We start from the raw sequence: 13,122 nt of genomic DNA, 5'->3' as shown, positions 1-13,122 counted from the left end.
CGGTCTTCCTCCACCGCCGGCCCCTGCACCACCCTGCGTCCTACTTGCGACTCAGCACTGCTCCGGCACCGGCGCCGACGTGACGCCACCGACCGTCACCGTCAGGTTCTCTCCCGGTGCCGTGTAGATGTACGTGTCATTGTCGATGAACGAGCCTGCAGCATCAGTGGTTGCGTAGTTGCCGATGTAGCCCTGGCTACCTAGCCGGTCGGTCCACAGGATCTCGGCGTCGTACGTGGTCAATGGCGTGAAGCCCTGACCCGAGATCAACACCTTGCAGAAGTCCGGGTTCGGCGTGGCTTGCAGCGTCACGCTGACGAATCCGACCGGCACGGGGACGAGGACTCCACCACCCGCGACGTACTTGGTGCACTCGGTAGCGGTGGCGAACCGGGCGCCGCTCGTCGTCTGATAGTTGGCATAGCCGCCGCGCGTGCACTGCGACGCCGGGCCGGCTCCAGGGGGCTTGCCGCCGGGGTGTGACGGAGGCCGGGCGGCGTCAGCCGGGGCGGTGAGCGCGAAGGCACACGCCATGCCTGCCACGGCGGCCGTGCCGATACGAAGCAGCTTCATGTGGAGATCCTCTCGGTGAGTCCCTCCACCTCGACCTCATGGAAGCACACAAACATGCTTTCTCACTGGCATCGCCGAGAACATGCCCTGCGGTCGGGTCCTGCGGTTGCGCAGCGATTCAGACGTTGAAGCGGAACAGAAGTTGGGGTTTTTGGCTCCTACTGGAAACGGTTGAAAAGTGCCTCTGACCTGCGGAAACGTCGCCCTTCATCAGTTTGTCAATGTTGGTCAAATTCGACTGTTTTCGAACTTCTTGCGGACTGTTTGCGGACCGCTGGGTGATCGGCCGAGGACACTCTGCCCGACAGATCATCACTCGGTCCCGGCACTCGTGTCGCTTTGCACCCGACTCTCCAGTGCGGACGCTACGGCTTCGAACTCGACGAGCGCGGCAGTTAGGTCCTCGACGATCTCGCGAGCAATAATCTCGGGCGCCGGCAGGTTGTCGACGTCTTCGAGCGTCTCATCGCGAAGCCAGGTGATGTCGAGGTTGACCTTGTCGCGCGCGATCAGCTCGTCGTAAGAAAACGACTTCCAGCGCTCCGACTCAACGCGCTCGTCGCGAGCCTTGTTGGGCAGATAGACCTCCACGAACTCATCGAGGTGACGGCGTCGCAAAGGGTTTTGCTTGAGCGTGAAGTGCTGGTTGGTGCGCAGGTCGTAGACCCACAGCTTCGACGTCCACGGCCGCTCGGACGCCGGCTTCTTGTCGAAGAACAGAACGTTCGCCTTCACACCCTGGGCGTAGAAGATGCCGGTCGGCAGCCGCAGCATCGTATGCAGGTCGTAGTCGGCCAGCAACTTGCGGCGCAGCGTCTCGCCAGCACCCCCTTCGAATAGCACGTTGTCGGGAAGCACGACGGCCGCGCGACCGTTGATGTCGAGGATCGTCATGATATGTTGGACGAAGTTGAGCTGCTTGTTGGAGGTAGTGGCGACGAAGTCCTGTCGCTCCACCGGGACGCTGGACGAGGTCCCGAAAGGCGGGTTGGACAGCACCACCGACCAACGTTCACCAGGATCAGCGATGAGCGCGTCGCGGACCTTGATCAGCGAGTCCCCATCGGCGCTCCCGATACCGTGCAGCAGTAGGTTCATCGCGGCGAGTCGAGCTGTCCCGTCGACCAGTTCGAACCCAGTCGCGAAGCCGTCGCTCAGGTGTGCGCGCAGTGTTGGCGTGAGTGATTCGGCGTCGCGTGCGGCGTGTTCGTAAGCTACGAGCAGGAATCCGCCGGTGCCGCAAGCTGGGTCGACGACCGTGTCGTCAGGCCTGGCGTCGATCACATCGACGATGCCGGCAATCAGGTCGCGCGGTGTGAAGTACTGACCAGCACCCGAGCCCTTGTCGGACGCGCCTTTGGACAGGAGTTCTTCATAGGCGTCGCCTTTGAGGTCAGTGCCGGAGGCCGACCAGTTCTCTTGGTCGATCAGGTCCACAATCAGCCGCTTCAGCTTCGCGGGATCTTGGATCCGGTTCTGCGCCTTACGGAAGATTGTCCCGAGCGTGCCGGGCTGCTGCGCGAGCCCCACGAGGATCTCGCTGTAGGCGACCTCGAGCTCGGTGCCCTCGGAGTCAAGGAGCTTCTGCCACGAGTACTCGGCCGGGACGATCTGCTGCGGGTTCAGCTTCCTGCTGGCCCGCTCGTGCGCCATCTTCAAGAACAGCAGGTAGGTGAGTTGCTCCGTGTACTCGATGACCCCGACGCCGTCATCGCGCAGCACGTTGCAGTACGACCAGAGCTTGTCGACCAAGCGTCGGGAGTCAGGTGAGGCCATGCTGGTCATTGCGACTCCGGAGGTCGGTCCACTACGAGCAGAGGGCGAAGCGGCAGGAGCTGTCTCCACCGGGCTGGGAGTTGATCGTAGTTCTGGAGGGTCAAACGAGTAATATCTGCGCCGCCGAACAGACGCAGATTCTGCCTTTCTCTTTCCAAGTCAACGGCGTCCTTGCTGAACGTGCCGAGCGTCACGAACAAGCCCACCTCGCCACTTGAAAGTGTGCCAATCAGCCGCTGGACATCAGGCCGGCTCTGAGTACTGGTCGAGTGTTTGCACTGCACCTTGATTAAGGGTGGCTCGAGGCCAAGAGGATCCTTGTGTGCGATGACATCGACACCCCCGTCGGCGCTGAAAGCGGTGACTCGAGCCTGGTAGCCCATACTTCGAAGAAGATCAGCAGTGAAGTGCTCGAACTCCTCGTGCGACAACTCGCGTAGTAGCACGCCCACTATGAAATCGCGGGTGTGTTGCTCGATCCGATCAGCGTTGGGCTCGTCTTCGACGGTAGTCGACGAGTCGTCTTCAGGAACTATCGACGGGGTGGTCGCCTTCTCGAAGACCTCTTCCGATGACGTCTCTAGGAACTGCCGAAATATGTCTGCGTGCTTGCGCACCTGGAACAGCGTCACGGCTGATCCGATCTCGTAGAGGGCAGCTTGCGGGAAGAGTCCGCGCGCCACACCCGTTCTAAGCCACCGAACCTTCCTGCGGTGAGGATGCCTTGAGACGTCCGAGCGATACTGATAGTCACCGTCTACTAACCCAAAGTTCAGAGTGCTATCCGGCCTGTAGGGCGCGACAATGAGATCACCCTTTTGCATCTCAAAGCCGAATCGATAGAGGGTTCCTGCCCAAACAGGAACGGCCCCCGGCTTGATGTGTGGGTACGTCCGCCGCACGACGTCCTTCAACAGAGATCGGTCACCCCCAATCGTGCGCAGGTCCGGAATCTCTTCCCACCCGATGGACACAAAACTCTTCTCGACCAATTCAGCTCCAAGAGCATCATTGTGAATACCCCACATAGTGTTCATTCCGCTGCCTCCTGGTCGCGGTAGAGGTCCCATCGGCCAGCCGAAAGCCGACCCGAAAACGCAGCTGCGAGCAGCGATCTTCGAAGCCCAGCGTTGCGGATTTGCATTGCGACGACCGCCCTTGCAAGCCGATCTGCGGCGTCCTGCTCGGCCTGGATTTGTGTAACGAGCCTCTCCTGTTGTTCGAGGCTAGGAAGCGCGACCTCCACTCGGAGATACTCGGACGCCTTGATATTACGGATATTGGTAGAAGCCGTCTGCATTGGTGCTGTCCCGCCCGAAAGGTGGAAGGCGTTCAGCGTGTAGTAAAGGAATCGCGGATTCACCCGGCTCCTATCGGGTCGCATCAATTGCATGAAATTCGCGCAGATGGACGGCTCTGGCAGCGACTCAATTAAGCCGACTCGACCTACCGGCGTCTTCGGGCCTCCACCTGACTTCTCGAGGAGTAGGTCGCCCTCTTCAAGCGCACGGCCGGCCAACTGGCGCGCTGTGATCGACCGCACAGCCGCGGTACCTGGCGCAATCCGACCCCAGGCCTTCATTTCGGTTACGCGGACGACTCGAACGTCAATTTCGTCTGTCCCAGGCGGATTTCCCCACAGTCCTCCAATCGATGAATCTAGCCAGTTGCCTATCGGAGCGACTTCCCAATCCGGTTGTGCGCCCAACGCTCGCCGCATCGAGGCCACGCGCAGGGAATCGACTCGATGGAGCCCAACGGCGAGTTGTACATCAGCGGCATCGAGTCGGGAGAGGTGGTCCGCAACGAGCTCGACCACGCGGCGCTGCTCAGCGAGAGGCGGGACGGGAATCCGGATGGCGCCCAGATGCGCCTGATTGATCTTGTAGATCCCGGCGGTCGTACGGGCCGAGTCTTCAATTTGTGTGCGAGTCGCCGGTGCAGTCCACGCCGCTGCGAGGTAGCGCGGTTCGAGCCGGGTCGTGTCTGGTCGTACTCGGATCATCGTGTCAGGGAAAGCAACCAGATCTGGATCCGAGCCGACTAGCCCTCCCCTACCAACAAGGTTCAAGCTGCCGTTGCCACGCGCGATGAGGAAGTCGCCCGCGCGGACGAGGAAACGTTCTGCGTCCTCCCGTGTCCACGCCCCTCCTTTACGTTCGTTGAGATCGATCGTTCCATTGCGGAGCGCGGTAAGCCTCAAAACTGGAAAGCCACCGGCCTGGGTCGGAACGGATCGGCCATTGGCTAGCGGGGAGGCGAGGAGCTCGGACAAGGGGACAATCGGCCAAGTCACGCGGTGAGCTCCGTGTTGAGTTCATTGATGAGATCGGCCGTGCGGTCGCCGAGGTCGCGGAGGGCGCCATCGGTTCCGCCTCGTTCGGAGAAAGGGGCGTCGTCGAGGTCATCTGCCGTGATTCCAGCGGACGACGCAATCACGGAGACCATGCGGTCGAGCCACCACCTTTCCTTGTCGCCGAAGGTCACGCCGGCCTGGTCCTGCTGGATGAGCCAGCCGGCGTACTTCTCATGGACGCGGTCGGCGTACGGGACGAGCTCGTCGTCGGTACCGACCGTATAGCGCAGCAGCGATACCAAATCTGTCAGCGTGTGCTGCGGAGTCTGGCGCACGTTGGGCGCCTCGATCGCCACATAGGCATCCCAGATGATGTCTGGTGTCCAGTTGTAGGGCGGGCGGGCGATCCGGTCGGCGAGCTCGCGGATGTCGTCGAACGCGATCCGGCGTTTCTTGGCTTCGCCGATGAGTTGGATGGCGGTGATCTCGCTGCGGTGCTCGTCGAGGTACGCGCGCCAGGAGTCGACGATCGATTTGGCGCGCCCGGGGTCAACGACCCCGTGGGCGTCCAGCAACACATCCTTGCTCACCTCATCGATGACCCTGTCGTGCGTGGCGCGCAGTTCGAGGATGCGCTGCCGTAGTGCCGGGTTGGCGGCGATCGGCTCGATGGCGGTGTCAATGAGGTCGACCAGCGATCCACCAGCGCCGATGTGCTTGGCCTGCACGTCGGGGTCGACGGCATCGACAAGTCCCCAGACCACGTCGCGCACAGGCGATCCGGCCACGGCGTCGAGCTCGGCGCGTTCCTCCTGGGTCAGCTCAAGCTCAAGTTTTGCCAGGCGTGACGCGAGGGTCGCGGCCTCGTCCTCAGTGAGGTTGAGTGCTGCGGCCTTGTCGAGCAGCTTCTTCAATGGCACGGACTTGTCGCGGTTGAGCGGCGGATCAACGAAGTCGTGTTCGGTCACTCCAACGGCATCGACGATGACGAACCGCGTCTTCGCCGCGGCGTCGGGAGTGACGGCCTGGAAGTCTGCTGGCGCTATGGTGCGAGCTCCGCGGCCCTTCATCTGCTCGAAGTATTGCGCCGAGCGAACGTCGCGCATGAAGAAGACGCACTCCAACGGCTTCACGTCGGTGCCAGTGGCGATCATGTCGACGGTGACCGCGATCCGCAGCGTCGGACTGGTGCGGAACGCCTGGAGGTGGCCCTTGGGGTCGCGGGCGGCGTAGGTGATCTTGGCGGCGAAGTCGTTGCCCTTGCCGAACACCTCCCGCACGGTGGTGACGATCTCCTCGGCGTGTGCGTCATCCTTGGCGAAGATTAGCGTCTTCGGCACAGCCGAACGACCGGGAAAGATCTCCGTGAAGAGCCGATCCCGAAACGTCTCGAGCACAGTGCGGATCTGCGACTTGGCCGTCACAGCGCGGTCCAGCTGCTTGTGGGTGTACTCGAAATCTTCGTCTAGCGCTTCCAGACGTTGGACACGTGTACGACGGTCGACCTTCGGAACGATCGTGCCGGCCTCGATGTTGCTTCCGTGCCCGCTGATCTCCGTGCGGATCCGGTAGAGGTCGAAATCGACATTGACCCGGTCGGCCACCGACTGCGGGTAGGTGTATTCAGAGACTAGGTTCTGCTGGAAGAAGCCGAAAGTCTGCTTGCCCGGAGTCGCGGTCAATCCAATGACATGAGCATCGAAGTAGTCGAGCACGCCTCGCCACACCCCGTAGATGCTCCGATGAGCCTCGTCGACGATGACCAAGTCGAATGTCTCGGGCGGCATCTCGGAGTTGTAGGCCACGGTCACCGGAGCGTCGGGCACGAAGTCGTCCAAGCCCGGGTCGTCGCCAGTGGTCACATTCTCGCCGCGGAGCACCTTGAAGACGCGTTGGATCGTGGAAATCACCACTGACGAGGAGCCCAGCATCCCGGCGCTGGTGAGCTTGTCGACGTTGTAGATCTCGGTGAATCGGCGCCCATCATCCGGCGCACGGTAGTTCTGGAACTCCGCAAGCGTCTGGTCGGCCAGGTTGTTGCGATCCACCAGGAACAGGATCCGGGTGAACCCACCGTGCTTGAGCAGCCGATAGGCCTCGGTGACCGCAGTGAACGTCTTGCCCGCACCTGTGGCCATCTGCACGAGGCTCCGGTCAAACCGTTGCTCGGCGAGGCTCCGCTCAATGCCCTCGATCGCGGTGATCTGCGCCGGACGCATGGGCGCCTGGTCGAGCACCGGCAATGCGCGAACCTTGGCCCGCCACGTGGCGGCGTTCTCGTTGGCCTCGGCGTCGCGCAGAATCCGGGCAAGCGTTGACGGCTTCGGGAAATGGAACAAGCGGCGCGCCCGCGCGTCTGGGTCGTACCCATTGGTGAAGTGAGTCTCCGTACCCGAGGCTTCGAACACGAACGGCAAGCGACCTTCGACGGTCAGGGCTTTGAGGCGTACCTCGGCGGGCAACCCCTCCGCGTACATCGCCGACTGCCACTCGACACCCGACAATGTTGTCCCGACCGGTTTGGCCTCAATCACTCCGACCGCACGCTTGTCGACGTACAGGAGATAGTCGGCACGGCCGTGCCCGGCCGCCATCACGACCTCGCGGACGGCTACGCCGGCGGATGCGAACAGGTTGAGGCCCTTCTTGTCCTGGACGGCCCACCCCGCCGAAACGAGCTGGGCGTCGATGAGCACCCGTGCTCGCTGCTCCGCGGCAAGGCGTGCTTCATCGTCCGAGCTCATGATGCGAGTAAGGCTATAGGTGGAGAGGCCGGCTCAACTGCGGTTCGCTCTTCCGTTGCCGATCCGAGCTCGAACTGGGACGACCGCGCCACCACTAGTTGTTCATGAAGAAGTCCGGATCTGGGTCGATGAGTGAGGTGTCGTCGCTGTGGTCATCGAAGTACTCGCCAGCGTCCCAATTCAAGGGGCGAGGTCGACCTGGCGGATCGAATTGAAAGAGCCCGATGGCATGGTCCGTCGCGAAGTCGCGGACTTCCTCGCCGGCATCTCCTGCGCAAAACAACAAACGAACGAGGTCGTCGCTCGCGTTCGTCTGGGCAAACCGGCGTAGCCCATCAATGTCAACGGATTGCCCGATTTGCAGGTGGACCAGCGCATCGTCCGCAGACAGGTGGATGGCAGATCCTGGGCTCCGTGTGTCGACGATACTTGTCACCCCGATGTCGGACAGGAAGGCTGCGGCTTGCGTCCAGTACTCGTCGAGCACGTCGAGGCCGTCGTTCGATGCGGCGCTCTTTGGGGTCGGCGGCTTCCCTCGAAATGCGAGCGTGGATTCGACAAGATCGGCCTGGTGGCCGCGGCTTCGAAGTGCTGGCGCGGAGTTGACGTCAAAGCTCATGGGTTCAAGGGGTACGTGGAACTGGGCGGCGTATCGCTCGTGCACTGCTAGCTCTGACCCGCGCATCCGATGAGCCCCGAAATAGCGAAGAGCCAATCGATATGCGTCGTCAAACGAAGTGGGCCATTGCGAGTTATCGGTCAGGTCGAGCCACGCGACCAGCGCCCGAATAGTCTTCGGGTCTGGCTCGGGATTCCGCGCAATCTGCGCGTCAAGGATCGCGTTCTCGACGTCCTCGATCCAGTTGCGGCCGGCGATCGTTGGCTGGCCGAGACGGTCGCTGTAATGCAGCGTCGATGACACCCATCTGCGCTCACTACCAGGCACTCCGAGCGTATGAGAACGAGGCACTCCGTCGATCAGCACGCGGTAAGTCCAGGCCGAGCCATCGTTCCATCGCAGCCCGTCGACCTCGTACGGGTCAGGGTAGAAGCCTGGCTCGACGTCGTAGGTCGGCGCTCCAGACCATGTCGGTACGACAGCGCCGAGCGGCTCCCTGACCAGGTCAATGCTTGTTGTACTCCTCGGAGTGGCCTTGCGCGTGGTGATCTCGAACCCCAACATCTCTGACAGCCGCTGCTGTGTGGTCGGCCAGTTCATCGGAGCCAGGTCATCCGGATAGACCCCGACCACAGTGATGCCTGCAGCAGTTGCTGCCTGCGCCTTCGCACTCATCCTGACGTCGTAGCCCGCGTCACCAGCCATCCCGAAGAACTCCACGATCTGCTGACCGATCAGGAAATCGCCACGGAACCGACTGCCTGGGTACATCGGCTCTCGCGAGTGTTCGACGCCGTTGGCCTCAAACCAGTCATCTAAGAGACGTTCTCCTTGCGAAAAGCAGGCATGCCCGTCATTGGCCGTGCTCCTGATTCCGCGAGAGGACGGAGGGGGGACGTCCGCGTATCCCGCAACGCCCACCACGTTCCCCCAGCCGCCATACACGCCCCGGATAGCCTCCAATGGCGGCAACCGTCGACCGAGGCGGAGCAACTCAAGCATTTCGTCATCATCGAATCGTTCTCCGTGCCGAAACGGAAGCCATGCCGTCCACGGGGACTCACCCACGATGGCCACGATGCCCGGGACCGTTTCGCGGATCACGCTGTCGCAGAGATCGTCGACAAGTTGGTGCTCGCCGACCATTCCGTAGTGAAGGCACGCATCGCAGGCGTACTTGAACACCTCACGCTGCCGCAGTGAGAACGGCCCTTCCCCTAGAGCGAACTCACCTTGTTCAGTGCCGCACAGTGGGCAGATTCCAGAAGTCACAGTGCTGATGGAACCACGTCGCCCAGACGGAACAGGCAGCTCGACCCGCAAATGGGAGCTAGCAGGTCGTCGCAGTGAACTTGGGAAAGGAAGATGGGCATTGGCGGGAGGATCGGACCTGTTCGCGGAGGAATCTCGAACAAGGGTCGCGCGGCCACCGGGTCAAAACCCGCACCCAATTGTCATCGTCATGAAACGATCACCCGATGCGCGCCTGGCTCTCAACCTCCATCGTGCTGGCAATGTTTGCCTTTGGCGCGTCCTGCAGCACCTCGCAGGACGACCCAAACGCAGCGCCAAGCGCCTCACGCAGCTCGTCACCAGAGAGGTCCACTCCCACACCGATCGCAACGACGTCGAGAGATCCCGCGAGCTCCCTGACGGGATACGGAGCGACCAGCAAAGTGTGGGATCAACACCACTCCGAGGCCCGTGGGACGAAGTTCGCCAAGGGTGCGGTCTACGACAAAGACGGATCTCTGGACTCGGCCGCAGTCGGGTCATACCGCTTCAATGGTGTCACCCGCACAGACAAGGGCCACGTCGACAGCTACTACCAAAACTTCCCGCCAGGCACCTCTCCCACTGAGGCGAAACAATTGATCCTCGATCAGCTGCCCAGCGACACTACCGAGCTTTGGCAACGCAAGTTCGCGACCTGCATCCAGATTGAGTACCGCAGCAAGACGTTGGCTCGCATCAGCAAAGCCGATCACGACCTGACCGACGGCATCTCGGTCGCACTCGTCCACACCACCGACGATGGCGACCTCAGTCCCGATCTCAAATCGATCAACTCATCGATCATCGGGATCGGCTATCTCGACAGCGCAGACGACGCACCATCGTGTTAGGTCGACACGTCGACGCTCGCGAGGGAGTTAGCAGCTCGCCGCCGTCGGGCCGGCCGGCTTCTCGCCGGCCCACCCAATGGACCACCCTCGCCCCGGCCGAGCGGCAAGATGCAGTCGACGCGCTCGACCTCCTCCTCCACGGCTGACACTTCACCCAGCACGTTCAATCACTATCAACTGTTTCCGCATAATCACTGAGATTTCAGTGTCAAACATCGTCCTTGAAGCCTTCAAATCGTCCGGCACGCATGCTACGAAGGACGTAGATGGGTCGCCCGACAACGGGCGGCCCACGACGCATTTTCGGGCCTGTCGTTGAACGTCGTTGGGGGTGATGAGTCGTGCATGGTGGTGTGAAGGTCTACCGCGGCAACCCGGCTGCCGCCCGCAGTTACGTCGAGACCGATCACGCACGCGTGGACGATTACTACCTCGCCGAGGGCACCGGGCTGGCTGAACGATTCGTCGCCACACCCGATGGGATCGAGGCCGTCGGTGCGCTCGACGGTGACATGTACGAGGCGTGGGTGGCCGGCCGTGATCCGCTGAGCGGCGAACCGCGCGGCCGACTGCGCCAGGACACCTCGGCTGTGCGATTCGTCGAACTCGTGGTCAACGGTCCGAAGACCTGGTCGCTGGCTGCGGCTCTCGACCCGAAGATCGCCGAAGCCTACGACGCAGCCCAGGACAGAGCCGCCCGACAGATCATCGGGTGGCTGGCACAACACGCGACGACCCGCGTCGGCCCACGCGGACGGCAGGTGCAGGTGCCGGTCGAGCGGATCGAGGCCGCGACCGTCCGCCACTACACCTCACGCGCGGGCGACCCACATCGTCATTTGCACCTGCAGATCAACGCCCGCGTCTGGGCCGCGGGCAAGTGGCGAGGCCTCCACACCGTGGGCGTCCGCGACATGATCGACGCGATCAACGGCATCGGCCACGCAGCAGTGATGTGCGACCCGCAGTTTCGACAGGCGCTCGCCAAACGAAGTTTCTCCCTCGACAGCCAGACAGGAGAGGTGAACGAGCTGGCCGGCTTCGCCGGGCCGTTCTCGGCTCGAGCCCGCCAGATCGGAAAGAACATCGAGCGGCACGAGGCCGCGTGGCGTGACACCCACCCCGGCGCTGAGCCTAGCCGGGACCTCCTGCGCACCTGGGACCGCCGCGCCTGGTCGGAGGCACGCCCCGACAAGGTCATCCCGACCGACGGCGCGAAGCTGACAGACCGGTGGGTCGATGAGCTGCACCAGCTCGGGTTCCGCTCCCCCACACACCCAGCGAGTCTGCCCGCGACGCGTACGGGCGCTCTCGACCGAGACGAAGCCGTCGCCGCGGTCCTGGCGCGACTCGGCACGAAGCGATCGGCGTGGAACGCCGCCGACGTGCGCGGCTCGGTCGAGCAGCTCATCGCTAGCAAGGGGGTCGTCGCTGACCCTGCTGTGCGGATCGAGCTGGCCGAAGATCTGACCGCGCGCACTGTCGCGGCATCCGTGTCGATGCTCGAGAACGACGGCGTACCCGAGCACATCCGGTCTCTCACCTCCCGCGACGTGCTCGCGGTGGAGGCCGACCTGAGCGCATCGTTCGCTTCACGTGCGTCGCTGCCGGGATTGCCTGAGCCGGTCGACGTCGAGAACCTGGATAAAGCGCAGACGCAAGCAGTTGCCCGTCTGGCCGGGACCTACCGGCTCGTCGTGATCGAGGGAGCTGCTGGCGCCGGCAAGACGGCAACTCTCGCAGCCGCCGGGGCCGCCCTCACTCATGCCGGCGAGCGAATGATGGTCGTCACGCCGACTCTGAAGGCGGCACACGTCGCCGCTGCGGAGATCGGTACAAAGGCGTACTCCGCAGCGTGGCTTGCCCATCAGTACGGCTTCTCGTGGGACGACGACGGTCGGTGGAGCCGCAAACCCTCGATCCCATCCGACGACGCCCGCCTGCGTCGCGGCGACCTCCTGCTGATCGATGAGGCAGGGATGCTGGACCAGGACACGGCACGAGCACTGACGGTCATCGCTGACGAGACCGGCGCACGGCTCGCCCTGATCGGCGACCGTCACCAACTGCCTGCCGTCGGACGCGGTGGCGTCCTCGATCTTGCGGCGCGGTGGGTCGATCCAGAGGCGACGGTGACGCTGGACGGGGTTCACCGATTCACCGATCCCGACTACGCGGCCCTCAGCCTCGCCATGCGCTCTGGCGAGCACCCAGAGACGGTGTTCGACCAGCTCCTCAGACGTGGTCAGGTCGTCCTGTACGCCGACGAAACATCGCGCACCGCTGCGCTCGCTGGTGACGCGGCCACGACCGGAGCGCTCGTCGTGGCGGACACCCGCGAACAAGTAGCCGACCTCAACCAAGCAGTCCGCGGCCGCCTCATCGCCAGCGGACACATCGACGACTCCCGCGCACTCATCACCCATGACGGTGAGCGGATCGGGGTCGGTGACCGTGTGGCGACCCGACGCAACGCATCCGAGCTCGGCGTCGCCAACCGCGACACCTGGACCGTCACCGCGTTGCGCGACGACGGCACCGTCCAGCTCACAGGGAAGGCAGGCACACGCCAGGTCCCGGCTGGATATGCACGCCAGTACGTCGAACTCGCCTACGCCTCGACCGTCTACGGTGCCCAGGGTGAGACCACCCGCACCGCCCACCTGATGCTCGGCGAACACACCGGTGCGGCATCGGCCTACGTCGCCATGACCCGCGGCCGAGAGGCCAACACCGCGCACCTCGTCGCCGAGAATCTCGACGATGCCCGCCAGCAATGGCTCCTCACCTTCGCCCGCAACCGTGCCGACCTCGGACCGGCGCACGCCGGCCGACTCGCCGCCGAAGAAGCAGCCAAGTACGAGCCCTACATCGATCCTCAGCGACTCGCCGAGCGTGACCAATCAGCACGCGGAACGCGTCGACGGCCCGAACCCCTCCCCACCATGTCCCGTCGTCCCGGGTCGAGCCCGAGCATCGGTTTCTGAA

General features: G+C 63.3%; 8 protein-coding genes. 2 read left to right on the top strand and 6 right to left on the bottom strand.

Translation table 11 applies throughout. The features are described from left to right. Positions 1-51: 51 nt before the first annotated feature. The 6 genes from ASC61_RS12570 to ASC61_RS12545 all read right to left on the bottom strand — a co-directional run bounded on the left by ASC61_RS12570 (position 52) and on the right by ASC61_RS12545 (position 9,193). The gene (locus ASC61_RS12570; protein ID WP_056212402.1) at positions 52-573 is read right to left on the bottom strand and encodes a hypothetical protein; all 522 of its coding nucleotides are present in this window, start codon (positions 571-573) and stop codon (positions 52-54) included. A gap of 312 nt (positions 574-885) precedes the next feature. After that, positions 886-2,358 carry a type I restriction-modification system subunit M gene (locus tag ASC61_RS12565; RefSeq protein WP_200935449.1) on the bottom strand — a complete coding sequence of 491 codons (1,473 nt, stop codon included), beginning with the start codon at positions 2,356-2,358 and terminating at the stop codon, positions 886-888. Then, positions 2,355-3,386, bottom strand: coding sequence for a restriction endonuclease (locus ASC61_RS12560; RefSeq protein ID WP_056212397.1), 1,032 nt, complete (start codon positions 3,384-3,386; stop codon positions 2,355-2,357). Before ASC61_RS12560 ends, ASC61_RS12565 begins: the two co-directional genes overlap by 4 nt. Next, positions 3,383-4,624 (bottom strand): hypothetical protein, encoded by a 1,242-nt coding sequence (locus ASC61_RS19760; RefSeq protein ID WP_157439485.1) that lies wholly within the window; start codon positions 4,622-4,624, stop codon positions 3,383-3,385. The genes ASC61_RS12560 and ASC61_RS19760 overlap by 4 nt, the downstream gene beginning before the upstream one ends. 17 nt (positions 4,625-4,641) lie before the next feature. After that, the gene (locus ASC61_RS12550) at positions 4,642-7,389 is read right to left on the bottom strand and encodes a type I restriction endonuclease subunit R (RefSeq protein ID WP_056212393.1); all 2,748 of its coding nucleotides are present in this window, start codon (positions 7,387-7,389) and stop codon (positions 4,642-4,644) included. A gap of 94 nt (positions 7,390-7,483) precedes the next feature. Next, complete coding sequence (locus ASC61_RS12545) at positions 7,484-9,193, bottom strand: DUF2510 domain-containing protein (RefSeq protein WP_056212391.1); 1,710 nt, start codon at positions 9,191-9,193, stop codon at positions 7,484-7,486. Positions 9,194-9,486: 293 nt separating this feature from the next. On the opposite strand from ASC61_RS12545, the gene ASC61_RS19755 reads away from it, so the two are divergent. Both ASC61_RS19755 and mobF read left to right on the top strand, forming a co-directional pair. Beyond that, entirely contained in the window at positions 9,487-10,134 is a 648-nt protein-coding gene (locus ASC61_RS19755) for a hypothetical protein (RefSeq protein WP_157439484.1), read from the top strand. 353 nt (positions 10,135-10,487) lie between these two features. Further along, entirely contained in the window at positions 10,488-13,121 is a 2,634-nt protein-coding gene (mobF, locus tag ASC61_RS12530) for a MobF family relaxase (protein WP_056212385.1), read from the top strand. Position 13,122 lies beyond the last annotated feature (1 nt).

It is taken from the genome of Aeromicrobium sp. Root344, from assembly GCF_001425755.1.
GTDB lineage: Bacteria > Actinomycetota > Actinomycetes > Propionibacteriales > Nocardioidaceae > Aeromicrobium.
Note: the sequence above shows the minus strand (reverse complement) of the source record. Positions and strands in the feature narration are given on the sequence as shown.

What these genes read in the sequence shown, in the direction of transcription:
- ASC61_RS12565 (WP_200935449.1), bottom strand. Translation starts at nt 2,358, where the DNA reads ATGACCAGCATGGCCTCACCTGACTCCCGACGCTTGGTCGACAAGCTC.
- ASC61_RS12570 (WP_056212402.1), bottom strand. Translation starts at nt 573, where the DNA reads ATGAAGCTGCTTCGTATCGGCACGGCCGCCGTGGCAGGCATGGCGTGT.
- ASC61_RS12560 (WP_056212397.1), bottom strand. Translation starts at nt 3,386, where the DNA reads ATGAACACTATGTGGGGTATTCACAATGATGCTCTTGGAGCTGAATTG.
- ASC61_RS19755 (WP_157439484.1), top strand. Translation starts at nt 9,487, where the DNA reads ATGCGCGCCTGGCTCTCAACCTCCATCGTGCTGGCAATGTTTGCCTTT.
- ASC61_RS12550 (WP_056212393.1), bottom strand. Translation starts at nt 7,389, where the DNA reads ATGAGCTCGGACGATGAAGCACGCCTTGCCGCGGAGCAGCGAGCACGG.